Genomic DNA, 25,753 nt, shown 5'->3' with positions numbered 1-25,753 from the left:
GTGGTGGACCGGCTCAGACGGTTACGGGAACCGGTTCAACCGTATCAACGGTCTTCTTGACTGCCCAGCGCTTGAGCGCGATCACGGACAGCGCGGTGACCACCGTGCCGACCGCGATCGAGACGACAAACATCAGGAAGTTGTCGATCGCGAAGAAAACGAAGATGCCGCCGTGCGGTGCCTTGGAGCCGACGCCGGCCGCCATCGAAATGGCGCCGGTCACCGCGCCGCCCACCATGCTGGCGGGGATGACGCGCAACGGGTCTGCTGCGGCGAAGGGGATGGCCCCTTCCGAGATGAACGACGCCCCGAGCAGCCAGGCCGCCTTTCCGTTTTCCTGTTCTGCGAGGCTGAAGAGCTTCTTGTTCAGGACGGTGGAAGCGAGGGCCATGGCCAGCGGCGGCACCATGCCGGAGGCCATTACGGCCGCCATGATCTGCCACGGCGCCTGGTTATCCAGCGATGCGGCGCCCAGCCCGGCGACGGCGAAGGAGTAGGCAACCTTGTTGACGGGGCCGCCGAGGTCGAAGCACATCATGAGTCCCAGGATCACGCCGAGGGCGATCGCGCCGGCGCCGGTCAGGCCCGAGAGCCAGGTGTTCAGGCCCTTGGTGATGGCGACGATCGGGCCGCCGAGGATCAGGAACATCAGTCCGGAGGCGACGATCGAGGCCAGCAGCGGGATGATAACCACCGGCATCAGGCCGCGCAGCCAGCGGGGCACCTGCAAGCGGCCGATCACGAGGGCGATGTAGCCGGCGAGCAGGCCGCCGACGATACCGCCGAGGAAGCCGGCCCCCATGAACCCGGCCACGGCACCGGAGACGAAGCCCGGTGCGATGCCCGGGCGGTCGGCGATGGCGTAGGCGATGTAGCCGGCCAGGGCCGGGACCAGGAAGCCCAGCGACAGCGCGCCGATCTTGAACAGCACGGCCCCGATGTAGGCGCCAAGCGGGCCCCAGGCGTTGTCCGGGAACTCGGTTGGCAGGTTGAACAGGCTGTTCTGCACCACGATCGTGTCCGCGTACTTCGTGATCAGGTAGCCACCCATCAGGAAGCCGAGGGCAATCAGCAGGCCGCCGCCGGCCACGAACGGGATCATGTAGCTGACGCCGGTGAGCAGGGCTTTCTTGAGCTTCTGGCCGATGTGCTCGCCCTTTTCCTCGGCCTCGTGCTGGGCCTGTTCCTCGGCGCCGAAGTGCGGCACGCGCCGGGCGTTGGGGTTGTCGGCCGCGGCGAGGGCTTCCTGGACCATCTTGTCCGGCTCGTCGATGCCACGCTTGACCGGGGCGTTGATGACCGGCTTGCCGGCGAAACGCTCCTTGCCGCGGACGTCGACGTCGACGGCGAAGATGACGGCGTCGGCCGCGGCGATCACGGCCGGGTCGAGGGCCTTCGCGCCCGAGGAACCCTGGGTCTCCACCTGCAGGTCGATGCCGACTTCCTTGGCCGCAGCCACGAGCGAGTCGGCGGCCATGTAGGTGTGGGCGATGCCGGTGGGGCACGCCGTGACGGCGACGAGGCGCTTGGTGCGGGGAGTCCCGGGGGCCGCCGGCGCTGCCGCGGTTGAGCCGGCCGCTGCCGGAGCGGCAGTGTCGGCCGGGACGTCGGCGGCGTGGCTGGCGGGCTTGTCCGCCAGCGCGCCCTCGACAAGCTCCACGACCTCGGCCTGCGTGGCGGCTGCCCGCAGCGCTGCGGTGAAGTCCTTCTTGATCAGGGACCGGGCCAGCTTGGACAGGAGCTTGAGGTGCTCCTGGTCCGCGCCTTCCGGGGCCGCGATGAAGAAGATCAGGTCGGCCGGACCGTCCTTGGCGCCGAAATCGACCGGCTGGGACAGCCGTGCCATGGCCAGCGTCGCTTCCGTGACCGCCGTCGAGCGGCAGTGCGGGATCGCGATGCCGCCCGGCACCCCCGTGGCGGTCTTGGATTCGCGGGCGAAGGCGTCCGTGAAAAGCCCTTCGACTTCGGTGGCGCGTCCGTTGGCGGCAACTCTGCCTGCCAGGTGCCGGATCACGTCCTCGGGCGTAGTGCCTAGATTCTGGTCGAGCTCGACCAGTTCGGTAGTAATGAGCTGGGTCACTGTCAATCCTTCTTCAGGGCCGTGATGGTTACGGCGGCGGGGGTTGTTTGATGCACTGCCGGGACGGTGGAGCCGGGCAGCGAGGCAGCGGCGGCACCATGGGCCACCGCCTGACGCAGGCAATCGGCCGGGGCGGCGCCCTGGCTGGAGGCGAGCAGGTAGCCGGCAAGCGAGGAATCGCCGGCGCCGACCGTGCTGACCGCCTTGACCGGCGGGTGCGTGGCCAGCCATGCGCCGTCGGCCGTCACAAGCACCGCACCCTTGGAACCGAGGGTGGCGAGTACGGCACCCACTCCGGAACGCACGACGGCGGCGGCGGCTGCCGCGGCAGCCTCCGGGTCACCCTCGAGTTCCTCGGCGGACTTATCCGTGGCGAACCCGGCCGCGGCAGCCAGTTCCGCCAGTTCCTCGGCGTTGGGTTTGAGCAGATCCGGTTTCCCCAGGGCGTCCCCGGAGATCGCGGCGGCGAGCGGTTCGCCGGAGGAGTCGACGGCGATGAGGGGTGCCTCGGTGCCGTCGTGCAGGGACCGCAGCCGCCGGGTAACGGTGGCGTAAAAGTCGACCGGGACTCCCGGGGGGAGCGAGCCGGCCAGGACGACCCAGCTGGCGCCGCGGGAGGAATCCAGCAGCAGCCCGATCAGGGCCTCCTGCTGTTCCCCGTTCAGCGCCGGACCGGGCTCGTTGATCTTGGTGGTGACGCCGCCGGGCTCGGTGAGCGCCACGTTGCTGCGCAGCGGCTCGCCGATGGGCAGGGCGGCGAACGGCACCTCGCTGTCGCGCAGGCCGGCGAGCACCGGGTCCGCAGCCGCTCCCGGCAGCACGGCAAGGGTTTGCAGCCCGGAGGCGACGAGTGCCCGGGAGACATTGACTCCCTTGCCGCCGGACTCCTGCCGGACGGAAATGGCGCGCTGCACTTCGCCGCGGAGCAGCGGGCCGGGCAGCGCCACGGTGCGGTCCAGGCTGGGGTTGGCCGTGAGGGTGACGATCATGCGACCACCACCTCCACTCCGGCGTCCGCGAGGGCTTCGGCGAGGGCCGGGCTGGGTTTCGTGTCTGTGATCACGGTGTCCAGATCTTTCAAGGAGGCGAACTGGACCAGCGTCTCTGCATCCAGCTTGGAGGTATCAGCCAGCACCACAATGCGGCGCGCTGAATGGACGAAGGCGGCCTTGACGGCAGCTTCTTCAGGATCGGGAGTGCTCAGCCCGAAGGCCGCGGAAATACCGTTGGTGCCGATGAACGCGATGTCGGGCCTTATCCGCCCGGCAGCTTCGACGGTGGACTGGCCGACGGCGGCCTGGGTCAGGCCGCGGACCTTGCCGCCGAGCAGGTGCAGGGCGATGCCGGGTTCGCCGGACAGCCTCGCCGCGATGGGCAGTGCATGGGTGATGACCACCAGTTCGGCGTCGGCCCCGGTTCCGGAGGCCGCTCCGGCGGCGGCCGTGCGGGCAGCGAGCAGCTCCGCGAGGGCCTCGGTGGTGGAGCCGGCGTCGATCAGGATGCTGCCGGACCGGCCCCGCGGGATGAGGGCCAGGGCCGCCTCCGCGATCCGGGTCTTCTCGGGCTGCCGCTGCACAGTGCGCTCGAGGATGCTCTCTTCCGTGGTGCTGATGCGCTCGGGGGAGACAGCGCCGCCGTGGACCCGGCGGACCGTGCCCGCGATTTCAAGGGCGGCCAGGTCGCGGCGGACGGTTTCCGTGGTGATGCTGAAGCGCTCGGCGAGGTCGGTGACACTGGCCCGGCCGCTGGCGGCGACGAGCTCCACGATCAGTTGTTGGCGTTCCTCGGCGAACACGTGCCCTCCATTGCGACATTTACTCGAGTGCTGCTATTTCCTGTGCCGCGGCTTCCGGCTGCTTCGGTGACCCCCATAGCATGAAGTGGAATTGATTGACTTTATCTTTGTTCATGTGGCTTTGTCAACGAAAAACCACATGAACGCAGACGAGGTGTCGGAGGGCCCGGGGACATGCCCAGCCCCTGTGCCCTGAAGGGGACATGCCCATTCTTCGCACCCGGGAGTTGGGGACATGCCCATTCCCCGGGCCGACGCATGGGCATTTCGGGATCATGTCCGTTGGCCGCGTCCGAGGCTGGGCATGTCCGGACTTCGTTCCCCGCAGCCGTTGGACATGTCCATTTCCTGCGGACCAAGAGCGGGGGACATGTCCATTCCCTGGGTCCGGGAATGGGCACTTCGGGTCTATGTCCATTGGCCAACCCCGGGGGTGGGCATGTCCGGACTTCGCTTGCCCGGCGGAGCATGTCCATTGCTCGGCCCGGGGTATGGACAGTTCAGGTCTATGTCCATTGGACAAGCCCGACGTTGGGCATGTCCGGACGCGGGGCCGTGCCAGGCGGGCGTGGGAAGCTCGCCGGGCCCGCAGCTTAAACGCCCGACGCCGGGCCCGACCTGCGAGGTCCGGCCCGGCGTCCGGGTCAGTTGGGTGGCGCGTCGCGGCGCCGGGGGATCAGATGCCGGCGTCGCGGCTTTCATTGCGGGTGATGGTCTCGCCGGTGTTGGGGTCGACGACGGAACGGGTCTCGCTGACACGGCGGGTGCGGCTGCGGCCGGGGGAGGCCAGGATCAGGGACGCGACCAGCCCGATGACGCCGACCACCATCAGGATGTAACCGATCATGGTCTGGTCCACGTTGGGGATCAGGCCGGGCGCGATGGCCCAGGCCAGGATGGCGCCGATGGCGATAAGGAAGATGGAGGAACCGATTCTCATGACTTGCTCCTTGTTGTCCGGGTGGGACCGATAGGTATTGCTAAGCATGCTGTCCAGCGTCACGCTACAGCCCGGTACGTGTCCTTTCAACGATTTTGGCCGCGCCCCGCCGGGGAAATCCGCAGGTGAGGGGCCATATCGGGCCATTTCCGCGGCGTTTTCGGACAAGGGCGTCAACTCCGGGCAAGCGCGGCGCGGATCCGGGGTGCAGCTGTCCGTATCCGTAGCGGAATTCCCGGGCCGTAGCGCAAACCGTGGCTGGGTCCGGCGCAAGGACCGGTAACCGGCGCGGTAACCGGCGCGGTAACCGGCGCGGGAACCGGCGCAGGAACCGGTGCAGGGGCCGGCGTTGGACACGGGGAGCGGACGCCGTGGCGCCAAGCGGCACCACCGGCCGGGCTGGCTAGGCTGGCCCCATGAATACTGTTGTCTGGTCCAGGCCGGAGCCGGAGCGCGCCGGCACGCCGCTGCTGGTGATGTTGCACGGCTACGGCACGGACGAGACCCGGATGGCGGACCTGTTTGCCAGCCTGCCGCCCGACTTCACCTGCGCCGCCCTGCGCGGGCCGAAGGTGATCGGGGATGACTACGGCTGGTTCCTGCTGGACTACTTCCTCACCCACGACTTCGCGGACGTCATCAGCGCCACGAACTCGGTCTTCAGCTGGATCGACGCCGTCAAGGGGCGGCACAGCAGCGTCAGCCTGCTCGGCTTCTCCCAGGGCATGGCCATGGCGAGCACCCTGCTGCGGCTGCGGCCGGAGGGGTTCCGTGCCGTCGTCGGGCTGTCCGGCTTCGTGCTGGACAACGAACTGCTGGCCATGAGCGAGTCTTTCGACGCGAGGCCGCCGTTCTTTTGGGGGCGCGACAAGGCGGATCCCGTGATCAACGACGCCGCCACGGCACACACCGAGGAATGGCTGCACCGCAACACCCAACTCACGGCGCGCAGCTATCCCGGGATGGGCCACGCGATCTCCCGGGCGGAACTCGTGGATGTCGGCGCGTTCCTGCGCCACTACGTGCTGCGCTGAGCCGGATTCCGTACCTTCAGGAGCCGGATTCCGTACCCTCTGGCAATTCCATTCGATGGAAAACCGCCGCCACTTGCGCGCCGAATTTATAAGCGTTTACACTCAACTTTGGCCAATTTGATCGGCCCACTACTGCAGGGGGAAGAAAGGTCCAGGCCCGTGTCGCATGGCTAAGGCTCCACGCGTGACCATCCAGGACGTCGCAGCCCTCTCCGGGCTCTCCATTTGCACCGTTTCCCGGGCTCTCCGGCACCTCCCCAACGTGTCCGAAAAGGCCCAGGCAAAAGTCGCCGACGCGGCCGCCAAGCTCGGCTACAAGGCATCGTCCGCGGCCTCGCGCCTGGCCGGCGGAACCACTGGCGCAGTGGCGATCATCGTCCCCACCGCGACGGCCTGGTTCTTCGCCCAGGCCGTCGAGGCTGCGGAGGAAGTCCTCGCCGACAGCGGCTACGACACCGTGCTGATCAGCCTCCGCAACCGGCCCAGCGTGCAGCGCAAGCTCTTCGGCGACCTGGCCGGACTGGCCCAGCGGGTGGACGGGGTCCTGCTGCTGAACGTTGCCCTCGACGGCGGCGAAATCGCCGCCGTCGAAGCCTCCGGCCTCGCCGTCGCGAGCGTGGGCATGCACGGCGTCCCGTGGGACAACGTGGGAATCGACAATGAAGGGGCCGCCCGGCAAGCCACGGGCCACCTGCTCGGGTTAGGCCACTGGGACCTGGCGATGCTGGCCGGTCGCGAGCCGGGGGAGCGCTCCGTGGTCACCGCGGACGCGCGGCGGCGCGGCTTCGAGATGGCCCTCGCCGAACACGAACTGACCGTTGATCCCGACCTGGTGCTGGACGCCGGATCCAGCATCGAGGGCGGACGACGGGCCATGACCGAACTGATCGAGAACCGCAGGATGCCGTCCGCCGTTTTCGCCGGCTGCGACGAGACCGCGTTCGGAGCGCTGATGGCCCTGCGGGACCTCGGTTTGTCAGCGCCCAAAAACGTCTCCATCATTGGGATAGACGATCATCAGATGAGCTGGTTCCTCGGGCTCACCACGATGGCCCAGCCGGTCGCCGACCAGGGCGCGTTCGCCGCCAACCTGCTGATCGAAAGACTCCACCGCTCCGGGCTTCCGAATCCCCCCGCCACGCACCTGCTGGAGACCAAGCTGGTCGAGCGCAGGAGCACCCGCCGCCGACGCTGATGCCGGCCAACGCCCGCAGGCACGCCCCGTACCGGCGGGCGGCCCGCCAACTTTCTTTTCCAAGACTTTCCCCGCCACCGTCTGAAAGGACATTCGCCCCATGACTGAGACCTCCAACGCCGCCGGCGCACCGGCAGACGTGCTCGCCGGCGCCTCCGCCATCCTGTTCGACCTCGACGGCGTCCTGACCCCCACCGCGGTGGTGCACGAGCGTGCCTGGCAGGAACTCTTCGACGGCTTCCTCAAGAGCGTGCCGGAGGCCCCGGGCTACCGCGAGAGCGACTACTTCGACCACATCGACGGCAAGCCCCGCTTCGACGGCGTCCGCGACTTCCTGGCTTCGCGGAACATCGTGCTGCCGGAAGGCCCCGCCGACGACGATCCGGCGCACGACACCGTGCACGGCCTCGGCAACCGCAAGAACAAGGTGTTCAACGACATCGTGGCCGCCGGCGGCGTGCAGCCCTTCGAGGGCTCCGTCCGCTTCATCGACGCCGCGCTCAAGCGCGGACTCAAGCTCGCCGTCGTCTCCTCCTCCCGCAATGCCGTCCCGGTGCTGAAGGCCGCCGGGCTCTCGGACTATTTCCCGGTGGTGGTGGACGGCGTCGTCGCGGTGTCGGAGGGACTGCCGGGCAAGCCAAGCCCGGCCACCTACCAGTACGCCGCACGGCTGCTGGGACTTCCCAGTGAAGAGTGCGTCGTCGTCGAAGACGCCGTCTCCGGTGTCCAGGCTGGAAGCGCGGGGAGCTTCCACTCGGTCATCGGCGTGGACCGCGGAGCGGGCCGGAAGACCCTGCTCGACGCCGGCGCCACGATCGTGGTCAACGATCTGGCCGAACTGCTCTAGCCGGCCGCCGCCACCACCCACCCGCACAACCGTCACCGCCAAAGGACCCCAACCATGGCTCTCATCACCTCGGACCGCGCCAGGTTCCCCAATGACCCCTGGCAGCTCGTGGAAACCGTCCACCTGCCGGGCAATGCCGGAACGCTGGAGACGCTCTTCAGTCTCGGCAACGGCCACCTCGGCATCCGGGGCGCCCACTGGGCGGCCGCCGACGCCGAGCTTCCGGGCAGCTTCATCAACGGCTTCCACGAGATCTGGGACATCAAGCACGCGGAAAATGCCTATGGCTTCGCCCGCACCGGCCAGCGCATCCTCTACGTTCCGGATGCCAACAACTTCGTCGTGGTCATCGACGGCGAGATGCTCACGCTTGAGGAATCCACGGTGCTGGACTACCGGCGCAGCGTGGACTTCGCCACCGGCATCTACGAATGCCGGATTACCTGGCAGTGCCGTTCCGGCGCCACCGTGACCACCACGGAACGCCGCGCGGTGGGGTACCAGGCGCGCGGCGCCCTCGGCATCTCGCTGGAAGTCGCGGCGGACCGGGACATCTCCGCGGACGTGACCTCCGCCGTGGTGAACCGGCAGGACCAGCCGGTAGAGGACCACTCGGCGCATGACCCGCGCCGCGCCGGCCGGCACGCCGGCCGCGTGCTGCTCCCGGTAAGGCTCGACGGCGGCGACGGCTCGCTCCGGCTCTCCTGGGAGGCCGCCGAGTCCAAGCAGCGGCTCGGTATGGCCGTGGACCACTGGACCTCCGCCGGAGTCCAGCCGTTCGACACCCAGGTGGACCAGGACGACAGCAGCGTCCGCTACGTCCTGGCCGTCAGCGCGGATACACCGTTCGTGCTGGAGAAGAGCGTCTCCTACGCCGTGGGACGCGCCGCAGCCGCGGATGAAGACCTCGCCGACACCGCCGAGCGGGCCCTGTTGCCCGTCGCCGAGATCTTTGCCCAGAGCGTGGCGCATTACCGCGACTACTGGACCACCAGCGACATCGTGGTGGGCGGCCAGGCCGAGCTGCAGCAGGCCATCCGCTGGAACCTTTTCCAGCTGGCCCAGGCCACGGCCTGTGCAGACGTGGCCGGCATTCCGGCCAAGGGCGTGTCCGGCTCCGGCTACGACGGGCACTACTTCTGGGACCAGGAGGTGTACCTGCTGCCCTACCTGACCTACACCAGCCCCGCCAACGCCCGCCAGGTCCTCGAGTTCCGCCACGACCTGCTCCCTGAGGCCAGGGTCCGCGCCAAGGAGCTCAGCGTGGACGGCGCCCTGTTCCCGTGGCGCACCATCAACGGCCTGGAAGCCAGCGCCTACTACGCCGCCGGCACCGCGCAGTTCCACATCGCCGCCGCGGTCGCCTTCGCCACGAACCGCTACATCTGGGCCAGCGGTGACGCCGGGTTCCAGGAGACCCTCGGCTCCGATCTGCTCATCGAGACCGCCCGGATGTGGGCCTCACTGGGCTTCTTCGGCAAGGACGGGCTGTTCCACATCCATGGCGTGACCGGCCCGGACGAGTACACCGCCGTCGTCAACGACAACCTCTACACCAACGTCATGGCCCGCTTTAACCTGCGCGCCGCCGCGGCGCTGGACCACCCGGGCATCGACGACGCCGAGCGTGAGGTCTGGGAGCAGGCGGCGAACCGGATGCAGCTGCCCTACGACGAGGACCTTCAGGTCTACTCGCAGGACAACGACTTTATGACCCTGGAGCCGTGGGACTGGGACACGCCGCGGTCCAAATACCCGCTGCTGCTGAATTTCCACCCGCTGGTGATCTACCGGCACCAGGTGCTCAAGCAGGCGGACACGGTGCTGGCGATGTTCCTGCAGTGGCAGGACTTCACCGCGGAGGAAAAGCGCCGCGCCTTCGACTTCTATGACCCCATCACCACCGGCGACTCCACCCTGTCCGCCTGTGTGCAGGGCATCATGGCCGCCGAGGTCGGTTACGGCAAGGCCGCGCTGGACCACTTCATCCACGCGCTGTACATCGACCTGGACGATACCCACGGCAACACGATCGACGGTGTGCACATCGCCTCCACCGGCGGGGTCTGGAGCTCGCTGGTCAGCGGCTTCGCCGGCCTCCGGGACCAGGGCCAGGTGCCGTACTTCGATCCCCGGCTGCCGGCCGAATGGGATTCCCTGTCCTTCCACCTGAAACTCCGCGGCGGCCTTCTGCATGTCGAGTTGGACCACGCGGCGCTCCGGCTGACCGTCCGGGAGGGCGCGCCGCTGGACGTCGACGTGCGCGGAGAACGGTTCACCGTGGGCAGTGAACCGGTGGCCGTGCCGCTACACGCCGTGGTGAGCCCGGAGCCAACCGTGTTCCCAGGGCCGGCGACGGCGTCGATCCCGGTTGTGCGCGCCGTCAACTAACGGGTAGCGGCCGCGGCGCCCGTCCGGCGCGCAGTCATTACGGGGGGAGTGCCTGCGCCACCGCGTCAACGCTTCGCTCCGACCGCCTGGACGGCTAGAGTCGGATCCACCGAGGGAGAGGAATGCCAGTGCCTGTTGCTTTGTATGCTGAATTTACGGTCAAGGCCGGGTCCGAGGACCGGGTCGCGGAGATGATGGCTGAGTTGACTGCCAGGGTTCGCGGGGAGAGCGGGAACATTGTCTTCGATCCGCACACGCGGCGTGAAAATCCGAATGCCTACTTTGTCTATGAGATCTACCGCGACGAAGAGGCATTCCGGGCGCACATCGCCGCGGACCACAGCAAGGCCTTCAACGCCGAACTTGGCGCCCTGATCGAGGAAGACGGCTCGGAGCTCAGCTGGCTCACCCCGGTGGCGGCAACCGAACCCTAGGCGCTCCCGGCCCCAGGCGCTACGACCCTTGGGGGCCTTCGGCGCGGCCGTGGTCCGCGGCGGCGATGACCGCATGCAGGTCGGGGACGCCGCGGCCTGCCAGGGTGGGCCAGATCGTCAGTCCGTCGGCGGCCGGCAACGGCGCGAGGTGCGGGACACCGACCGTCGGCAGTCCGGCTGCCCGGGCCGCGCGGGTTCCGGGCAGCGAGTCCTCGATGGCGACGACCCTCCGGCGGGAGAGCCGCGGCCGGGTGCGTTCGAGGTGGCGGAACGCGGTCTGGTAGGCCTCGGGATGCGGCTTGCCCTGGGTAACCATGTCCCCGGTCACCGCGAGTTCGAAGCTGTTGGCCGGAAAGTGGTTCAGGATGTCGCCAACGATGTGGCGATGGGACATGGTCACGAGCACGCATGGCACGCCGTGCGCCCGGAGGCCGGCCAGCAGCTCCGCGGCACCCGGACGCCAATGAACGCTTTCGCTGATGCGGTCCCGGACGCCTTCCATGACCCGCCGGGCGATCTCTTCGAAGGACAGGCGGACTCCCGCGCGTTGCAGGACCTTGATCGAGTCCGCCTGGGACCGGCCCATGATCGACAGCGCCTGGGACTCTGTCCAGGTTCCACCGAAGCTCTCGACCAGTTCCGTCTGTACCGCGGTCCAGTGGCGCTCGGTGTCCACCAGCGTGCCGTCGAGATCCCAGAAGACCGCCTCGAGTTCAATCCCCTGGCTGCGGATGGGTTCCACGCGGCTCCTTGTCTCTGTGACCGGTCCGGGTTGGCGGCATCGGGCCGTTCCGGTGGTGAACTATGCTGGGCGAATGGCCCTAACGGATGATGCGATCGCCAGAATCAAGGACATGATTCTCACCGGCGAGTTGTCGCCCGGAGACAAACTCCCTCCGGAAAATGACCTGAGTGAAAAGCTGGGGCTCTCCCGCAGTTCCCTGCGGGAAGCCGTGAAGGCCCTCGAAACCATCAGGGTACTGGATGTCAGACGCGGTGACGGGACCTATGTCACGAGCCTCGAGCCGGCCCTGCTGAAGGAATCCGTGGCGTTCATGGTGGATCTCAGCCGTGATTCCTCGGTCCTGGAACTACTCGAGGTACGGCGGATCCTGGAAGCCTCGGCGGCCTCGCTCGCGGCGCAGGCGATCTCGCCGGAGCAGCTCGCGCTGCTGCACAAGGAGATCGACGACGTCGACGTCGAGTCGGCGGAAAACCTCGTCGAACACGACCTGAACTTCCATGCGCTGATCGCCGAGGCCTCGGGCAACTCCTATCTGGCGAGCCTGCTGTCCGGGCTCAACAGCCGCACCGTGCGCGCCCGGGTGTGGCGGGCCCTCACGGAGCAGGACGCCGTCGCCCGGACTCTCGCAGAACACCGGGCGATCGCGGACGCGCTGGCGAACCACGATGCCGACCTGGCCCGGGCGCTGACGATCGTCCACGTCAGCGGCGTTGAACACTGGCTCAGGCGCTCCCTGCCGGCCAAACCGGAACGGCCCGGGTCCTAGCCGCCCACCTCCATCCGCGCGGATTCGGCTTCGAAAACCTCCACCGCGGCGGCCGTCAGCGGGTCCGCGAAGAACTTATGCCACGTGGCCGGTCCGAAGGTGAAATGGGAGACCCCCAGCCGTGCCAGCGCCGAGATCTGGGCCGTCTCCCGCAGGCTTGCCACCAGGAGTTTCAGCGGCGAGGCCCCGGCGGTGATGCACTGCTGGATGGCGGCGATCTCTCCGGCCCCGTCCCGGCCGGCGTCGTTCATCCGGCCCAGGTACGGGGCCAGGAACTCCGCGCCGGCAGCCATGGCGGGCAGCGCCTGCTCCCGCGCATAGACGGCCGTGACCAGCACCCGCACACCCCGGTCCGCCAGCGCCCTGGCCGCCGCGACGCCCTCTGCGGTGGCGGGAACCTTCACCACGAGGTTGTCGCCCAGCGAGTGGATCCAGTCGCCGCGGTCCTCCAGCTCGGCCCGGGTGGAACCCCAGGACTGGACGAATACCGTGCCGGCGCCGGCCGCCACGGCCCAGTCGACCAGCTCAGGAATCTGTCGGTTGAGCACGCCTGCGCCGGCGAGGATGCTGGGGTTCGTGGTCAGTCCCGCGAACAGGCCGCTGCGCAACAGCGGTTCGGCCTCGGCCCGCGTGGCCGTGTCCAAGTAGAAGTGCATGGCCCCGCCTACTCCCGGCCCGGGCCGTAGGCAACGCCGGCGTGCAGGATCACGTTTGCGTACGGGGTGAACTCGCCCGAGCGCACGGCCGCGCGGGCTCCGGACGTCTGCGCCTTGAACTCGGTGTGCGGCACGAACTCCGGCACGATGCCCGCCGTTTCGAGGCGTTCCAGGATCTGCGCCAGCATCGCCGGACTCGCCTCGCGGAGCTCTTCGGCCAGAGTCGCACCCTCGATCACCAACTCTGCCAGCACGGCATCGAGGACCTTGAGGAACGGCGGTTCGGAGGGGAAGTAGGCCAGATCCACGCGCTCGACCCCGGCCGGGATGGGCAGGCCCGCGTCGGTGACCACCAGGGTGTCCGTGTGGCCGGTCTCGGAAACAATGCGCGACAGCTGCCCGTTCAGGATTCCTTGGTTCTTTCTCATGCGGGTACTCCTAGTAGCTCGGGACGTTGTCGGAAAGGAACAGCTCGACGTCTGCCGCGGAGGGAAGGCTGGGTGACGCCCCCTTCTTGGTCACGGCCAGTGCCCCGGCAGCCATGGCGCGCCGGATCGCGTCGTCAATGGGCAGGCCGGCAGCAAGCGAGGCGCCAAGGTAGCCGGAGAACGCGTCCCCGGCGGCCGTGGTGTCCACCGCAGTGACAGGGAAGGACTCGAAGACGGCCTGCCGGTCGGCAGTGACCAGGACCGCGCCGGCGGAGGCGAGAGTGATGATGGCGCCGCCGGTTCCCTGGGCCAGAAACCACTCTCCGGCGCGGATGGCGCTGGCCTGGTCCGTGACCGGAATCCCGGTGATCAGGCTCGCCTCCGTCTCGTTGGGGGTCACATAGTCCACGCTTGCCCAGGTCTGCTGGTCCAGCGCGGCGGCCGGCGCCGGGTCCAGGATGACCGTCAGCCCGGCCGCCCGGGCTGCCCGGACCGCGTGCGCGGCCGCTTCCCGGGGGATCTCGAGCTGGGTCAGCAGTACCGATGCCCTGGCCGCCAGCCGCGTGATCGCGGCGGTGATCTGTTCCGGCCCCAGATGGTCATTGGCGAGCGGCACCATCACAATGTCGTTTTCGCCGGAGTCGTCCACCCTGATGTGGGCGATTCCGGTGGGAGCTTCGACCACACGCAGCTCGCTGGTGTCGACGCCGTGGTCCTCCAGCCCTCCCGTGACCAACGGCCGGAAGAGGTCGTTGCCCACGCACCCCACCATGAAGGAGGGTGCGCCGGCGAGGCCGCTCGCGACGGCCTGGTTGGCTCCCTTGCCTCCCAGCAGCAGGGTGAACTCCTCGCCGAGGATGGTTTCCCCTCTTTTTGGCAGTCTTTTGGAAAAAGTCGTGACGTCCGCAGTGATGCTGCCGACGATGATGACGCCTTGTCGGCCGTTTCCGCTCTGGTTTGTCATATGTCAGTCCTTATAGGTCAGATGTTTAGTGCTTTGCGATGGAGGCGACCGACTCCAGCTGGCTCCGGATAAAGTCGTTGGCGTGGGCGCCCAGGTCCGCCGAATCGTCCCACAGGTTGCGCCAGACGCCCAGGGTGTTGCTCAGGTGTTCGTCCACCACGGCGGAGGAGAAGGATTCGAAGACCACGGGGCCGTCGTAGCCGGCGAGGGCGAGGCCGCGGAAGAAGGCGCCGAAGTCCACGTTGCCGGAGCCGAGGTAGCCGCGGTGGCTCTCGCCGATGTGCACGTAGCCCAGCTTGTTGCCCGCCGCCAGCACGGGACTCAGCAGGTCCGGCTCCTCGATGTTCATGTGGTACGTGTCCAGATGCAGGTAGACGTTGGGGTGGCCGATCTCCTCGATGAACCCCAGGGCCTGCCTGCCGGTGTTGAGCAAGTTGCTTTCGTAGCGGTTCACCACTTCCAGGCCGAGGCGGATGCCGAGACCTGCTGCGCGCTCCGCGAGCCGCCGCAAGGCCTCGGCGCTGTTGCGCCGGCCTGCTTCAGTGGCGGGCCTGGAATACTTCTGCATGGCGCTGTAGATCACGCCGCACAGGTAGTCCGCCTCAAGATCGTGCACGATTTCCAGGCACTTGTTCAGGGTCTCTTCGCCCCTTGCGACCACGGCCGGATCCTCGCTGCTGAGGTCGGTCTGCGCGGTCAGACCTAGCGAAGCGGTGGCGGCCAGTCCTTGATCCTTGAGGGAGCGGGAGGCCTGCTTCGGGTCGAAGGACCATGGGTCCATAAGCGGGATTTCCAGTAAGTCGAAGCCGGCTTCGGACGTCATTCGTGCTGACTCCGCGAAAGAAATCGGGTCCAGCGAGCCGTTCCAGACTAGGCTGTGGCAGCCAATCATCATATGTTTCTCCTATAACGATTTCTAAACATCCGACCAAAGGGTGTGTTTTAGGTCATATTTGACCTTACTCTAGTTATGGACCAAGGATAGATACATCGAGATACAAGTTGAGGCCGGCAGTGTTGCCGGCCGTCGTCTGAAGTCCACCGAGTTCCGGCCGCAAGGCACCAGCGTTATCTCCGAAGAAGTAGGTGAGACAGTGGGTGAACCACTACTGAAGGTCGAAGGGATCAGCAAGAGCTTTCCCGGCGTCCAGGCTCTGAGTGATGTCCACTTCGATGTCCACAAGGGCGAGGTTATCGCCCTCGTCGGCGAGAACGGCGCAGGAAAGTCCAGCCTGATGAAGATCCTGTCCGGCATCTACCAAAAGGATGCCGGGACCATCTACCTCGAAGGCGTCCCGGTCCAGATCGACGGCCCGCGCCATGCCCAGGAACTCGGCATCATCATCGTCCATCAGGAAATGAACCTGATGTCCCACCTCACGGTGGCCCAGAACATTTACATCGGCCGCGAGCCGAGGCGTCTCGGCGGCCTCCTGTTGGACGAGAAGAAGCTGAACCGGCAGACCGCCGAACTGCTAAGCCGGCTTGGGATCAAGGAATTCGCCCCGACCGACCTGGTCGAGAACCTCACCGTCGCGAAGCAGCAGATGGTCGAGATCGCCAAGGCGCTGTCCTTCGACGCGAAGGTCGTCATTATGGACGAGCCGACGTCGGCCCTCACCACCTCGGAGACCGAGACCCTGTTCCGCCTGATCGGGGACCTCCGCGACCGTGGCGTAGGCGTGATCTACATTTCCCACCGGATGGAGGAGCTGAGGCGGATTACCGACCGCATCACCATCCTGCGCGACGGGAAATACATCGCGACCATGGATACCGCCACGGCCAGCCAGCACGAAGTGATCAAGCTGATGGTCGGCCGGGAGATCGACGAGAACGCCCGACCGGAGAACGTCCGCCGGGACAACGTGGACGACGTTGTCCTGCGGGTGGAAAACCTCGGCACCCGGAAACTGCTCAAGGACGTCAGCTTCGAGCTGCGGCGCGGCGAGATCCTGGGATTCTCCGGACTGATGGGTGCGGGCCGGACGGAACTGGCCCGGGCCATCATTGGCGCGGACCGGATGACCGAGGGGCGGATCTTCGTCAACGGCAAGGAAGTCAAGATCGGCCAGCCCGCCGACGCCGTCAAGCACGGGATCGGCTACCTGTCCGAGGACCGCAAGAGCCTGGGCCTGCTGCTGGACCGTGACGTGAACACCAACATCCTGCTGTCCTCGCTGGGCAACTACACGAATCCCGTTGGGTTCATGAAGTCGGGCTCGGGCAAGGGCACCTCGCAGAAGTACATCGACTCGCTCCGGATCAAGACGCCGTCGATGTTTGCGACCACGAAGAACCTCTCGGGTGGCAACCAGCAGAAGGTCGTCATCGCCAAATGGCTGGCCCGCGACTGCGACATCCTCATCTTCGATGAGCCGACGCGCGGCATTGACATCGGTGCGAAGGAAGAAATCTACCGCTTGCTCAACGACCTGGTGGCGCGGGGCAAGTCGATCATCATGATCTCCTCGGAACTGCCGGAGGTCCTCCGGCTGTCCCACCGGATCATGGTCATGGCCGGAGGCCGCATCACCGGGGAAATCGACAGCGACGGTGCTGATCAAGCAACAATCATGGACTACGCCACACGTGTGGAGCAGCAGGGAGCGGAAAAATGAGCGAAGTAAAGTCTGAACCGCGCACGGAGGCGCCCGCGGGCGCGGTCAAGCGCGAATCACCCAGGGGATCCTTCCTGCGCCAGCGGCTGCAGCAGTCGCTGGCCTTCGGAACCCTGATCGTCCTGCTTGCCTTCTTCTCCTTGGCCAGCGGCAACTTCTTCACCTGGACGAACATCTCCGGAATCCTGCTGTCCACCGCGGTGATCGGCATCCTGGCGTTCGGCACCACACTCGTGATCATCACCTCCGGAATCGACCTCTCGATCGGAACGGGCATGACGTTGTGCTCGGTGGTCACGGGCCTTTTGCTGGTGAACCTGCAGCTCCCGCTGTACATCGGCGTGCTGGGCGGCATCGCAACGGGCGCCTTGATGGGCCTGATCAACGGCCTGAACGTTTCCATCCTGAAGCTTCCGCCGTTCATCGCCACCCTGGCCATGATGCTGATCGCCCAGGGCCTTGCCCTGGTCCTCTCCGGCGTTCGGCCGATCTACTTCAGCAAGGTGCAGGGCTTCAAGGACATCGCCCTGGGCCAGCTGATCCCGGGCCTGCCCAACGCCGTCCTGATCCTGGTCCTGACCGGCATCGCGGCGTACCTGGTGCTCGGCAAGACCCTGCTGGGCCGCTACATCTTCGCGATCGGCAGCAACGAGGAAGCCACCAAAATTTCCGGTGTCAACACCGGCAAGTGGAAGATCCTCGTCTACACGGTCGCGGGCATCTTCACCGGCGTGGCCGGCGTCGTCATCGCCGCCCGCCTCGACTCCGCGCAGCCGCAGCTGGGATCCGGCTACGAACTGCAGGCCATCGCCGCCGTCATCATTGGCGGAACCTCCCTCCTCGGCGGCCGGGGCTCGGTGCTCGGCACCCTTATCGGCGCCCTCATCATGAGCGTGCTGATCAACGGCCTGCGCATCATGTCGGTGCAGACCGAGTGGCAGACCGTCGTGGTGGGCATCGTGATCCTCGTCGCCGTGTTCACCGACTCGCTGCGCCGCCGCCGGGAGGCCTAGGCGGGGCCCGCCGCAGCCCACCAGGCCGGCGACCGGGCCACGGAAAAATTAGTTCCAGAAATAACTTGTATCTACCTGTACTTAACGTTCGAAACCAACAACAATGGTCAAGGGCCCGCAATGTTGCCGGCCCGCTCACTGGATGGAGATTTACATGAAACTCGGTAAAAAGACCCTCGCGGCGGGCGTCCTCGCCGCAGCTCTTTCCTTGACCGCCTGCGGCGGCTCCGGCAGCGCGACCCCCAGCGGCGGGGGCGATGGCGGTACCCCGTACGTGGCCATGATTTCCAAGGGCTTCCAGCACCAGTTCTGGCAGGCTGTGAAGAAGGGTGCCGAGGATAAGGCCAAGGAACTCAACGTCAAGATCACCTTCGAGGGCCCGGCTGCCGAAACCGAAGTCGATTCGCAGCTGCAGATGCTCCAGGCGGCCATCGACAAGAAGCCGACGGCGATCGCCTACGCCGCCCTGGACCCGGAAGCCTGTGTCCCGGCGATTGAGCAGGCCAAGGCAGCCAACATCCCCGTGGTCCAGTTCGACGCCGGCTGCAAGAGCGACTACCCGGTGAACCTGGCCAAGACCAACAGCATGGATGCCGGCGCCATGGCGGCCGACCACATGGCTGAACTGATCGGCAAGAGCGGCGAGATCGCCGTCGTCGGCCACAGCCAGATCAACAGCACCGGTGTGGAACGCCGCGACGGCTTCCTGAACGAGATGAAGGCCAAGTATCCGGACATCAAGGTTGTCGACGTCCAGTACGGCGACGGTGACCACCTGAAGTCCGCGGACATCGCCAAGGCGATGATCCAGGCCCACCCGAACCTCAAGGGCCTCTACGGCACCAACGAGGGCTCGGCCGTCGGCATCGTCAACGCCGTCACCGAACTCGGCCTCAAGCCGGGCAAGCTCACCGTCATCGGCTTCGACTCCGGCAAAGCCCAGCTCGACGCGATCCGCAGCGGTCTGATGGCCGGCGCCATCACGCAGGATCCGATCGGCATGGGTGCCGCCACGGTGCAGGCCGCGATTGACGCCTCCAAGGGCAAGTCCATGGCGAAGGTCACTGACACCCCGTTCTACTGGTACGACAAGAACAACATGGACGACGCCAAGATCGCAGCTGTCCTCTACCAGTAAGCTGCTCCACCACTAAGCAGCGGCCGCTGCACCTGGCAGCACACACAGAGAGAGGCCCCGGATTTCTCCGGGGCCTCTCTCTGTGTGTGCTGCGGCCGGTCGGCGGACCGGCGTTGCCTAGTCGGGCTCGGGGCCGGTGCGCCACTGCAGCACCCGGGCGGCATTGCCCACCAGGATCCGGTCCACCGCGGCAGCGCCGACGCGGTCCGCGAGCCGCGGAACGAAGCGCTCGGAGAGGTAGGCCAGGCCGGGCATCCCGCCATAGGAGACGTACCGGGTGCGCCGGGCGACGTCGCCGCCGAGCAGCAGGCGGCCTCCACCGCCGCCGGCGATGACCTGCTCGGCGAGGGTGATGATCTCCGCGTCCGTGCGGCCCTTGGGCCGGGCCATGCCGTCGTAGCCCAGGTAGGCGCCGCGGGAGGCCAGCTCGAGGTGCAGCCCGGCGTCGGGGTTGCGGTCGGCGTGGGCCAGGACCACGCGGGACTCCGGGACGCCGGCGGCGGCCAGGAGGTCGAGCAGTTCGTGGGCTGCCGTGCAGAACTCCAGGTGGACCATGACCGGGGCGCCGGTGACGGCGTGGGCCACCGCCACGGCCGCCAGCACGCGGCGTTCGAAGGCCGTGATGGACCAGTAGCCGATCCCGGCCTTCAACAGCCCAGCGCGCACCGGCGCCGGGCCGGAGACGGCAGCGCCGGCCTCCGGGCCGGAGGCGGCCGCCGATGGCGCTGCGGATTCGTCGGGTGACCCGCAGCCTGCCGTGAGCTCAATGGTGAACCGCCGGGCAAGTTTCTCTTCCCGCTCCCCGCGCAACCAGTGCCCTTCGGGGTAGTGCGCCTCCCGGTGGGCACCCGTGGTGGCGACGATGTGCAGCCCCGCGGCGGCGGCGATGCGTGCCGCCGCCGCGGGATTGCGCCCCAGGCCGAGCGGGGTCGCCTCCACCATCGCCGTCATGCCGGCGCCGCGCAGCAGGGCTGCTTCCCGGCCGGACAGCGCCTCGTCGTCCAGCTCGTCCCCGGGCAACAGAGGAGAGGACTGGAACAGGTGCTCGTGGTAGTTCGTCGGTCCGAGCGACGCCGGTTCGATGTCGCCGAGGACGGTGCGGACGAAGGTCATCTTGCGCTGGCCGCGGCTTCGGCCAGCTGGTCCAGCAGCTGGTCGGTGAGTTCGACGTCGAACACCTCGGCGATGACCTGGCTCCAGCCGTGGATGAAATAGCGCCAGCCGTCTACGACGGTCAGCTGGCGCCGTTCCGCCTGTTCCCGGGCCTGGGCCAGGAACTCGAGGGAGCCGCGGTAGTTGAACTCCCACACGATCGCGTCGCGGGGAAAATCGACGCCGTCCGGGAGGGGCGATCCCGGCCGGTCCTTGCCGAGGCCGCTGGCATTGACCACGAGGCTGCCCGCCGGGGCTTCGGCCATCACCCGCGCGGTGTCCCCGGGGCCCTCGATCAGCCGGTACTCGAAGAGGGCGGCGGGGAGCTGGCCCCGGGCGTGGACGTCGGCCAGGTGCTGGAGCCGGACGGGGCTGGTGTCGGTGCAGACAATCTTCTCCGGCGCGTCCGTGTGGCCGGCCAGGTACCAGCTCAGGGCGGTTCCGGCGCCGCCGGCGCCCAGGCAGATGACGTGCGCGCCGGTTTCCTTGAAGTGGCCCGGCGGCAGGAATTCCTCGAGCGCCAGGCCCGCGGTGATGGGGTCCTTGGCGTGGCCGATGAGACGGCCGTCCCGCTTGGAGATGCTGGAGATTTCGCCGCAGAGCCGGCCGAACTCGTCAACCTCGTCGAAAAGGTCGTGGGCGGCCTGGTAAAGGTCCATCTTGTGGGTTGTGACCAGGGCGCCGCGGTGGTCCTTGTCGTCGCGGATCCGGGTGACGAGCTCCCGGTACTGTTCCCGGCTGGCCCCCAGGGGGAGGTCGTGGCCGGTGAGCCGGTCGGTGGGCAGCTGGAGGATCCGGGCCCACTGCGGAAAGATCTTCATGATCGAGGACCCCGAGGTGGTCACACCGACAAATCCCATGTAGCCGTTCATGCAAGCGTCCTTTCCAAGGCGGCGCTGAAGTTGAGGGCCTTCTCGCGGACCAGGTCGTAGCGTCCGGCAGCGAGGTCTGCGGTGGAGCAGAGGTCGCCGCCGGCCCCGACGGCGACGGCTCCGGCGTCGAACCAGTCACCGATGTTGCCGGGGGTGACCCCTCCGGTGGGCATCAGGGGAACGTCCGGCAGCGGGCCGCGGAGCGCCCGGAAGTAGGAGGGGCCGCCAAGGGAGGCGGGGAAGATCTTGACGACGTCGGCACCCAGGCCGACCGCGGTGAGAACCTCGGTGGGCGTCAGGGCACCGGCCATGACGAGGGATCCGGTGGCCTTCATTGCCGTCACGGTCCCGGCGACGGTGCCGGGGCTGACGAGGAACTCCGCGCCGGCGTCGACGGCGTCCTCGGCCTGGGCCCGGGTGAGCACGGTGCCGGCGCCCAGGTAGATCTTGTCGCCGTATTCGGCGCGCAGGGCGCGGATGACGGCGGGGGCATCCGGGGTGGAATAGGTGATTTCCAGTCCGGTCACACCCCCTTCCAGCAGGGCGGCGGCGCCGCGGATGGCGCTCTCGGTGCTGGGAGCCCGCACGACGGCGAGGATCCCGGTCTGCCTGAGTTTGAGGAGGTCGGCCATTAGTTCACTTTCGTAGGAGTCGGGCTGACGGGGTTGGGCGGCGTCCGCCCTTCCAGGACGGCCAGCAGGTTGTCCACGGCGATGGACCCCATGCCGTCGACGGCCTGGACGGTCTGCGCCCCGAAGTGCGGAGTGATGACCACCCGGGCCGCGAGCTGCGGATCGAGCACGGGGGAGTCCTGCCCGCTCGTGTCTCCGCGCAGGGTGTCCGCGGCGAAGGCGGCGAGCACTCCGGTGCGCAGGGCCTCGGCGACCGCCTCCTCATCCACGAGTTCCGGTCGGGCGGTGTTGACCACGACGAGCGGTTTCGCAGCGGCGGCCAGCCAGGCCGCGTCGATGAGCTGCTGGCCACCCGGGGCGTGCAGGGAGATCACGTCGCAGGTGGCCGCCATTTCCGCCAGGTCCAGGGGCTCGGCGCCGAGGCTCCGGATCAGCTCGGGTCCCATGAACGGGTCCGAGGCGTACACGGTGGAACCGAATCCGGAGAGCAAGCGGGCCACGATTTGCCCGATCCGGCCGAAGCCCACCAGGCCCACGGTCAGCGAGCCCAGCTCGCGGCCCCGGATGACCGACCAGTCCCGGTTCCGCACCCGGCGGTCGCCCTCCGGAACGGTGCGCAGGACGGACAGCATGAGAGCCAGGGCATGCTCGGCGACAGCATTGGAATTGGCGCCGGGGGTGTTCGTGACCACCACGCCCCGCTCGGCTGCGGCCCGGACGTCCACGGCTTCGAACCCCACCCCGTAGCGGGCCAGGACTTTCAGCCGCGGCGCCGCGTCCAGGTGGGCCGCGGTGACCTCGCCGGTTCCGGCGATCCACCCGTCCGCCACCGCCAGATCGGCGCCGATGGCGTCCAGGGAGTGGTCCGAGGGGCCACGCCGAACGGTGTGGCCGCGGCTTTCCAGGCGGGAGACCAGGTCTTGTTCGCCGGAGGAGAAGGAGCGGGAGGTGACGAGGATGACCGGCATCAGTGTTTCCCCCGGCGGGTGGGGAACCACGGTTCCAGCTGGCCGTAGGCGTCGAGGAATATCTGGTGGGCGGCCGTGTAGCGCTCGTGCGCTTCGCGGTCGGGCTGGAACTCGGCCGTCACCCGGGACAGGTCCCGGGCGACGCTGAAGTCGTCCACGAGTCCGAGTCCCACGCTGGCGGTCACGGCGGCGCCGAGGCTGTTGGCCTCTTCGACGATGCTCCGGCGCCGGACGGTCACGCCCCAGACGTCGGCCATGATCTGCAGCCAGGTGTCGCTGGCCGCACCGCCGCCAATGGCGTCGATCCGGCTGATGGCCGCCCCGGCGTCGTTGAAGGCGTTGACGCACGTTCCCAGGTTGAAGGCCACACCCTCGAGGACGGAGCGGATCATGTTCGCACGGCCGTGGTGCATCTCGAGGCCGACGAACGCGCCGGCGGCCTGGGGGTTCCAATAGGGAGAGCGCTCGCCGAGCAGGTGCGGCAGGAAGTACAGTCCCGACTCGCTCGCAGTTGCCCCGGCCGCTTCGGCAATGAGCCGATCAAAGCGGTCCTTCTCGCCGCGGTCGGAAAACAGTCCGACGGCCCACTGGAGGGACGCGCCGCCGGCCTGCATGGTCGCGGTCGGGACGTACTTCCCGTCAATGACATGGTCGAACGTCATGGTCCGGCGGAGCGGGTCGATCAGCGGCGCGGCCGTGACGATCTGCACCCACGAGGAGGAGCCAAGGTAGACGTACGCCTGGTCGTCCTCGGAGACGACGCCGGCGCCTACGGCCGCGACCGGGCCGTCACCGCCGCCCATCACCACAGACGTCGAGGTTCCCAGGCCGGTGGCCGCCGCAGCGGCGGAGGTGAGGGGACCGACGACGTCGGTGGACTTGAGGATTTCGGGAAACAGTGCCGGATCGATCCGGGCGGCGGTCAGCATCCGCTCGGACCAGGTTCCGGTGGTCTGGTCGTAGGCGTTCGTGGCGGAGGCGTCGGAGTAATCCGTCGCGAGCCGCCCGGTGAGACGGTGCACCACGTAGTCCTTGGCAAGGCAGAGGTGGCGGACCCGGCTGAAGACCTCGGGCTCGTTGTCCCGGACCCACATGACCTTGCTCAGCGAATAGGTGGGGTTGATCCGGTGGCCGAGCATGGCGTAGGCCTCCTGCTCGTCGAAGGCCCCGGCCAGTTCGTCGGACTGGGCGACGCTCCGGTGGTCGGCCCAGATCAGGGCGGGCCGGACCGGCGCGTAGTTGCCGTCGAGGAGCACGGCCCCCATCATCTGCCCGCCGACCACCAGGCCCTGCACCGATGACGGATCGATGCCGGTCTCGGCCAGCAGTTTTTGCGTGGCCTGGACCACCGCGTTCCACCAGACGTCGGGGTCCTGCTCGGCGCGGCCGCCGGCAGCGAAGTGCGGCTCGTAGCCAATGGTGACGGCCCGCAGGAGGGTTCCGTCAGCCTCGTGCAGGGATGCCTTGTTGCCCGTCGTGCCGAGATCGTGAGCGATGATCATGGGACCGGTCCTTCCGTCTTAGGCCTGTGCTGCGAAGAAGGGTGCGAACTCGTGGCCGGAGTCCGCGGAGTAGACGCGCTGGCCCATGCCGTGTTCAAGGACCCAGCCGTAGTCGTGGCCCGCGCAGCCCGGGTAGACCGCGAGGAACTTGTAGGGCTCGGAGCCCACGTTGATACTGCGGTGCGCCCAGCCCGGCGGAATGTAGCCGATCACGCCGGGGGCCATGTCAACCCAGGAAGTGTTCTCGCCGTCGAACATCAGCAGCCCGCCCTGCCCGGAGATGCCCAGGTAGATTTCGCCCTGGTGGTTCGGGTGCTGGTGTCCCTTGGTCATCCAGAACTCCCCGGCGGTGGTGCCGGGCTGGATCGTGGTGATGGACTGCGGGAGTTCCCGGTCCGCTTCCGGCACCGGCGTGGAAACCACCGAGTAGACCACGGGGTTGCCGTTGGCGACGGCCTCGTTCCAGGCGTCCTTGTCGGCGAACAGGCCTTCAAGGTCCGACATGCGGCGTTCCAGCGTCGGGCCTTGCGGCGACAGAGTGCCGGCCTGCGCGTCGAAGCGGATGGTCATGGGCGGAACGGGGGGAGTGATGAATTCGCTCACGGGCAGCAGTCTCCTGAGGATCAGCAAATGGTCCGTTGCCGAAGCGGCAACCTGTAATTACAGGTTACATGCCCAGTGGGTCCTTGGGAATCGTCAGGAGGCGCGGGCCTGCCCGGCCCGGGCGTTCAGCCGGTGGTGACCCGGTGGAAGCCAGCCGTGCCGGAGCCCGCCGAGGCGGCGTCAATGACCACCTCAAAACGGCTCTGGTCTCCGCGGTGGTGGGCCACGAAGAATTCCAGCGGCCGGTCCGCCGCGTCGTAGACGATGCTCCGCAGCTGCATCAGCGGGGCGCCCTTCACGATGCCCAGCGCCTCGGCCTGCGTCTTGTTTGCCACCGTGGCCTCGACCGAGCGAATGCCGTGGTGCGCCCGGATGCCCTTGCTGGCCAGCAAGGCGTACAGCGACTGGTTGCGGAGGTCGGCCCCAAGCACGATCTCGGCCATGTCGCCGGGAAGGTAGGTCGTGGTGAGGGACCAGGGGGAATCCTCAACGTAGCGGAGCCGCTCAAGGGCGACGACGGGTTCGCCCGCTGGGATCCGGAGCGCCTCGGCCACCGTGTCGTCGGCCGGGACTAGCTCCTGGCGGCGGACATCGCTGTAGACGCTGCCGCCTCGGGATTCCACGTCCGCGTAAAGGCCGCGCAGGGTATGGACCAGGCTTTCGGAGACCTTGCGGGGGGCCACGAAGGTGCCCTTGCCCTTGACCCGTTCGATCACGCCGTCGTGTTCGAGCTGCCCGAGCGCCTGCCGGACCACGGTGCGGGAAACCCCGTACAGTTCGCACATCCCGTGCTCGCCAGGGAGACGGTATCCCGGTGCCAGCTTGCGGGTTGAGATTTCCAGGATCAGCTGGTCGCACAGCTGTTTGTACATCGGCAGCGATGCGTCCTTGACCATCTTGGCCGGGGAGGCGTCGCTCGGCACCGCGGTGTGCGCGGGGGCTGCGGCTGGGGGGTTTGTCATGGGAAGCGCCATTCT

25 protein-coding genes are annotated in these 25,753 nt (G+C 67.8%); 9 read left to right on the top strand and 16 right to left on the bottom strand.

What is annotated here, in order from left to right:
* Positions 1-13: 13 nt before the first annotated feature.
* The 4 genes from AC1DB8_RS10555 to AC1DB8_RS10540 form a co-directional block, all read right to left on the bottom strand.
* A complete protein-coding gene (locus AC1DB8_RS10555; protein WP_476892975.1) occupies positions 14-2,080 on the bottom strand; it encodes a PTS fructose transporter subunit IIABC in 2,067 nt (688 codons plus the stop codon).
* 2 nt (positions 2,081-2,082) lie between these two features.
* Positions 2,083-3,069, bottom strand: coding sequence for a 1-phosphofructokinase family hexose kinase (locus tag AC1DB8_RS10550; RefSeq protein ID WP_441418081.1), 987 nt, complete (start codon positions 3,067-3,069; stop codon positions 2,083-2,085).
* Complete coding sequence (locus AC1DB8_RS10545) at positions 3,066-3,875, bottom strand: DeoR/GlpR family DNA-binding transcription regulator (protein ID WP_476892974.1); 810 nt, start codon at positions 3,873-3,875, stop codon at positions 3,066-3,068. The genes AC1DB8_RS10550 and AC1DB8_RS10545 overlap by 4 nt, the downstream gene beginning before the upstream one ends.
* A gap of 676 nt (positions 3,876-4,551) precedes the next feature.
* Positions 4,552-4,815 carry a DUF6458 family protein gene (locus tag AC1DB8_RS10540; protein WP_138767724.1) on the bottom strand — a complete coding sequence of 88 codons (264 nt, stop codon included), beginning with the start codon at positions 4,813-4,815 and terminating at the stop codon, positions 4,552-4,554.
* A 416-nt stretch (positions 4,816-5,231) separates the two neighbouring features.
* Between AC1DB8_RS10540 and AC1DB8_RS10535 the strand changes: the two genes are divergently transcribed.
* The 5 genes from AC1DB8_RS10535 to AC1DB8_RS10515 all read left to right on the top strand — a co-directional run bounded on the left by AC1DB8_RS10535 (position 5,232) and on the right by AC1DB8_RS10515 (position 10,716).
* Entirely contained in the window at positions 5,232-5,849 is a 618-nt protein-coding gene (locus AC1DB8_RS10535) for an alpha/beta hydrolase (protein ID WP_441418079.1), read from the top strand.
* A gap of 184 nt (positions 5,850-6,033) precedes the next feature.
* Positions 6,034-7,044 (top strand): LacI family DNA-binding transcriptional regulator, encoded by a 1,011-nt coding sequence (locus AC1DB8_RS10530; RefSeq protein WP_441418078.1) that lies wholly within the window; start codon positions 6,034-6,036, stop codon positions 7,042-7,044.
* A 100-nt stretch (positions 7,045-7,144) separates the two neighbouring features.
* The gene (locus tag AC1DB8_RS10525) at positions 7,145-7,891 is read left to right on the top strand and encodes an HAD family hydrolase (protein ID WP_441418077.1); all 747 of its coding nucleotides are present in this window, start codon (positions 7,145-7,147) and stop codon (positions 7,889-7,891) included.
* Between the two features lie 54 nt (positions 7,892-7,945).
* Positions 7,946-10,282, top strand: coding sequence for a glycoside hydrolase family 65 protein (locus AC1DB8_RS10520; protein WP_441418076.1), 2,337 nt, complete (start codon positions 7,946-7,948; stop codon positions 10,280-10,282).
* A 128-nt stretch (positions 10,283-10,410) separates the two neighbouring features.
* Positions 10,411-10,716, top strand: a complete 306-nt coding sequence (locus AC1DB8_RS10515; protein WP_441418075.1) for a putative quinol monooxygenase — start codon at positions 10,411-10,413, stop codon at positions 10,714-10,716.
* Positions 10,717-10,735: 19 nt separating this feature from the next.
* On the opposite strand, the gene AC1DB8_RS10510 is transcribed toward AC1DB8_RS10515, so the two are convergent.
* On the bottom strand, positions 10,736-11,458 hold the full coding sequence (locus AC1DB8_RS10510) for an HAD family hydrolase (RefSeq protein ID WP_441418074.1): 723 nt from the start codon (positions 11,456-11,458) through the stop codon (positions 10,736-10,738).
* Positions 11,459-11,531: 73 nt separating this feature from the next.
* Between AC1DB8_RS10510 and AC1DB8_RS10505 the strand changes: the two genes are divergently transcribed.
* Positions 11,532-12,227 carry a FadR/GntR family transcriptional regulator gene (locus tag AC1DB8_RS10505; RefSeq protein WP_441418073.1) on the top strand — a complete coding sequence of 232 codons (696 nt, stop codon included), beginning with the start codon at positions 11,532-11,534 and terminating at the stop codon, positions 12,225-12,227.
* Here AC1DB8_RS10505 and AC1DB8_RS10500 read toward each other — a convergent pair.
* Genes AC1DB8_RS10500 through AC1DB8_RS10485 form a run of 4 tightly spaced genes read right to left on the bottom strand, consistent with a single transcriptional unit; the run spans position 12,224 to position 15,098 of the window.
* Positions 12,224-12,883 (bottom strand): transaldolase family protein, encoded by a 660-nt coding sequence (locus AC1DB8_RS10500; protein ID WP_476892973.1) that lies wholly within the window; start codon positions 12,881-12,883, stop codon positions 12,224-12,226. The genes AC1DB8_RS10505 and AC1DB8_RS10500 overlap by 4 nt on opposite strands.
* Positions 12,884-12,891: 8 nt before the next feature.
* The gene (gene rbsD, locus AC1DB8_RS10495) at positions 12,892-13,311 is read right to left on the bottom strand and encodes a D-ribose pyranase (RefSeq protein WP_476892972.1); all 420 of its coding nucleotides are present in this window, start codon (positions 13,309-13,311) and stop codon (positions 12,892-12,894) included.
* A gap of 10 nt (positions 13,312-13,321) precedes the next feature.
* A complete protein-coding gene (locus AC1DB8_RS10490) occupies positions 13,322-14,275 on the bottom strand; it encodes a ribokinase (RefSeq protein ID WP_441418070.1) in 954 nt (317 codons plus the stop codon).
* 25 nt (positions 14,276-14,300) lie between these two features.
* A complete protein-coding gene (locus AC1DB8_RS10485) occupies positions 14,301-15,098 on the bottom strand; it encodes a sugar phosphate isomerase/epimerase family protein (RefSeq protein WP_476892971.1) in 798 nt (265 codons plus the stop codon).
* A gap of 271 nt (positions 15,099-15,369) precedes the next feature.
* Between AC1DB8_RS10485 and AC1DB8_RS10480 the strand changes: the two genes are divergently transcribed.
* The 3 genes from AC1DB8_RS10480 (at position 15,370) to AC1DB8_RS10470 (ending at position 19,047) form a co-directional block, all read left to right on the top strand.
* Positions 15,370-16,896: a sugar ABC transporter ATP-binding protein gene (locus AC1DB8_RS10480; RefSeq protein ID WP_476892970.1), complete on the top strand. Its 1,527-nt coding sequence runs from the start codon at positions 15,370-15,372 to the stop codon at positions 16,894-16,896.
* Positions 16,893-17,909 (top strand): ABC transporter permease, encoded by a 1,017-nt coding sequence (locus tag AC1DB8_RS10475; RefSeq protein ID WP_441418067.1) that lies wholly within the window; start codon positions 16,893-16,895, stop codon positions 17,907-17,909. Before AC1DB8_RS10480 ends, AC1DB8_RS10475 begins: the two co-directional genes overlap by 4 nt.
* Before the next feature lie 154 nt (positions 17,910-18,063).
* Positions 18,064-19,047: an ABC transporter substrate-binding protein gene (locus tag AC1DB8_RS10470; RefSeq protein ID WP_441418066.1), complete on the top strand. Its 984-nt coding sequence runs from the start codon at positions 18,064-18,066 to the stop codon at positions 19,045-19,047.
* Positions 19,048-19,164: 117 nt separating this feature from the next.
* Here the strand turns inward: AC1DB8_RS10470 and AC1DB8_RS10465 are convergent, their stop codons facing one another.
* The 7 genes from AC1DB8_RS10465 to AC1DB8_RS10435 form a co-directional block, all read right to left on the bottom strand.
* On the bottom strand, positions 19,165-20,160 hold the full coding sequence (locus tag AC1DB8_RS10465; protein WP_476892969.1) for a phosphotriesterase family protein: 996 nt from the start codon (positions 20,158-20,160) through the stop codon (positions 19,165-19,167).
* Entirely contained in the window at positions 20,157-21,071 is a 915-nt protein-coding gene (locus tag AC1DB8_RS10460) for a shikimate dehydrogenase family protein (RefSeq protein ID WP_476892968.1), read from the bottom strand. The genes AC1DB8_RS10465 and AC1DB8_RS10460 overlap by 4 nt, the downstream gene beginning before the upstream one ends.
* Entirely contained in the window at positions 21,068-21,703 is a 636-nt protein-coding gene (locus AC1DB8_RS10455) for a bifunctional 4-hydroxy-2-oxoglutarate aldolase/2-dehydro-3-deoxy-phosphogluconate aldolase (RefSeq protein WP_441418063.1), read from the bottom strand. Before AC1DB8_RS10455 ends, AC1DB8_RS10460 begins: the two co-directional genes overlap by 4 nt.
* On the bottom strand, positions 21,703-22,671 hold the full coding sequence (locus AC1DB8_RS10450) for an NAD(P)-dependent oxidoreductase (RefSeq protein ID WP_476892967.1): 969 nt from the start codon (positions 22,669-22,671) through the stop codon (positions 21,703-21,705). The genes AC1DB8_RS10455 and AC1DB8_RS10450 overlap by 1 nt, the downstream gene beginning before the upstream one ends.
* Positions 22,671-24,173 carry a xylulokinase gene (gene xylB / locus AC1DB8_RS10445; RefSeq protein WP_476892966.1) on the bottom strand — a complete coding sequence of 501 codons (1,503 nt, stop codon included), beginning with the start codon at positions 24,171-24,173 and terminating at the stop codon, positions 22,671-22,673. The genes AC1DB8_RS10450 and xylB overlap by 1 nt, the downstream gene beginning before the upstream one ends.
* An 18-nt stretch (positions 24,174-24,191) precedes the next feature.
* Complete coding sequence (locus AC1DB8_RS10440; protein WP_441418060.1) at positions 24,192-24,776, bottom strand: glucose-6-phosphate isomerase family protein; 585 nt, start codon at positions 24,774-24,776, stop codon at positions 24,192-24,194.
* A 125-nt stretch (positions 24,777-24,901) separates the two neighbouring features.
* On the bottom strand, positions 24,902-25,738 hold the full coding sequence (locus tag AC1DB8_RS10435) for a GntR family transcriptional regulator (protein ID WP_441418059.1): 837 nt from the start codon (positions 25,736-25,738) through the stop codon (positions 24,902-24,904).
* Positions 25,739-25,753 lie beyond the last annotated feature (15 nt).

The organism is Arthrobacter sp. 10N410, assembly GCF_056394945.1.
Note: the sequence above shows the minus strand (reverse complement) of the source record. Positions and strands in the feature narration are given on the sequence as shown.

Excerpts from the sequence above, each read along its gene's own strand:
- AC1DB8_RS10550 (WP_441418081.1), bottom strand. The coding sequence starts at position 3,069 with ATGATCGTCACCCTCACGGCCAACCCCAGCCTGGACCGCACCGTGGCG.
- AC1DB8_RS10540 (WP_138767724.1), bottom strand. The coding sequence starts at position 4,815 with ATGAGAATCGGTTCCTCCATCTTCCTTATCGCCATCGGCGCCATCCTG.
- AC1DB8_RS10535 (WP_441418079.1), top strand. The coding sequence starts at position 5,232 with ATGAATACTGTTGTCTGGTCCAGGCCGGAGCCGGAGCGCGCCGGCACG.
- AC1DB8_RS10525 (WP_441418077.1), top strand. The coding sequence starts at position 7,145 with ATGACTGAGACCTCCAACGCCGCCGGCGCACCGGCAGACGTGCTCGCC.
- AC1DB8_RS10520 (WP_441418076.1), top strand. The coding sequence starts at position 7,946 with ATGGCTCTCATCACCTCGGACCGCGCCAGGTTCCCCAATGACCCCTGG.
- AC1DB8_RS10505 (WP_441418073.1), top strand. The coding sequence starts at position 11,532 with ATGGCCCTAACGGATGATGCGATCGCCAGAATCAAGGACATGATTCTC.
- AC1DB8_RS10500 (WP_476892973.1), bottom strand. The coding sequence starts at position 12,883 with ATGCACTTCTACTTGGACACGGCCACGCGGGCCGAGGCCGAACCGCTG.
- rbsD (WP_476892972.1), bottom strand. The coding sequence starts at position 13,311 with ATGAGAAAGAACCAAGGAATCCTGAACGGGCAGCTGTCGCGCATTGTT.
- AC1DB8_RS10490 (WP_441418070.1), bottom strand. The coding sequence starts at position 14,275 with ATGACAAACCAGAGCGGAAACGGCCGACAAGGCGTCATCATCGTCGGC.
- AC1DB8_RS10485 (WP_476892971.1), bottom strand. The coding sequence starts at position 15,098 with ATGACGTCCGAAGCCGGCTTCGACTTACTGGAAATCCCGCTTATGGAC.
- AC1DB8_RS10475 (WP_441418067.1), top strand. The coding sequence starts at position 16,893 with ATGAGCGAAGTAAAGTCTGAACCGCGCACGGAGGCGCCCGCGGGCGCG.
- AC1DB8_RS10470 (WP_441418066.1), top strand. The coding sequence starts at position 18,064 with ATGAAACTCGGTAAAAAGACCCTCGCGGCGGGCGTCCTCGCCGCAGCT.
- AC1DB8_RS10465 (WP_476892969.1), bottom strand. The coding sequence starts at position 20,160 with ATGACCTTCGTCCGCACCGTCCTCGGCGACATCGAACCGGCGTCGCTC.
- AC1DB8_RS10460 (WP_476892968.1), bottom strand. The coding sequence starts at position 21,071 with ATGAACGGCTACATGGGATTTGTCGGTGTGACCACCTCGGGGTCCTCG.
- AC1DB8_RS10455 (WP_441418063.1), bottom strand. The coding sequence starts at position 21,703 with ATGGCCGACCTCCTCAAACTCAGGCAGACCGGGATCCTCGCCGTCGTG.
- AC1DB8_RS10450 (WP_476892967.1), bottom strand. The coding sequence starts at position 22,671 with ATGCCGGTCATCCTCGTCACCTCCCGCTCCTTCTCCTCCGGCGAACAA.
- xylB (WP_476892966.1), bottom strand. The coding sequence starts at position 24,173 with ATGATCATCGCTCACGATCTCGGCACGACGGGCAACAAGGCATCCCTG.
- AC1DB8_RS10435 (WP_441418059.1), bottom strand. The coding sequence starts at position 25,738 with ATGACAAACCCCCCAGCCGCAGCCCCCGCGCACACCGCGGTGCCGAGC.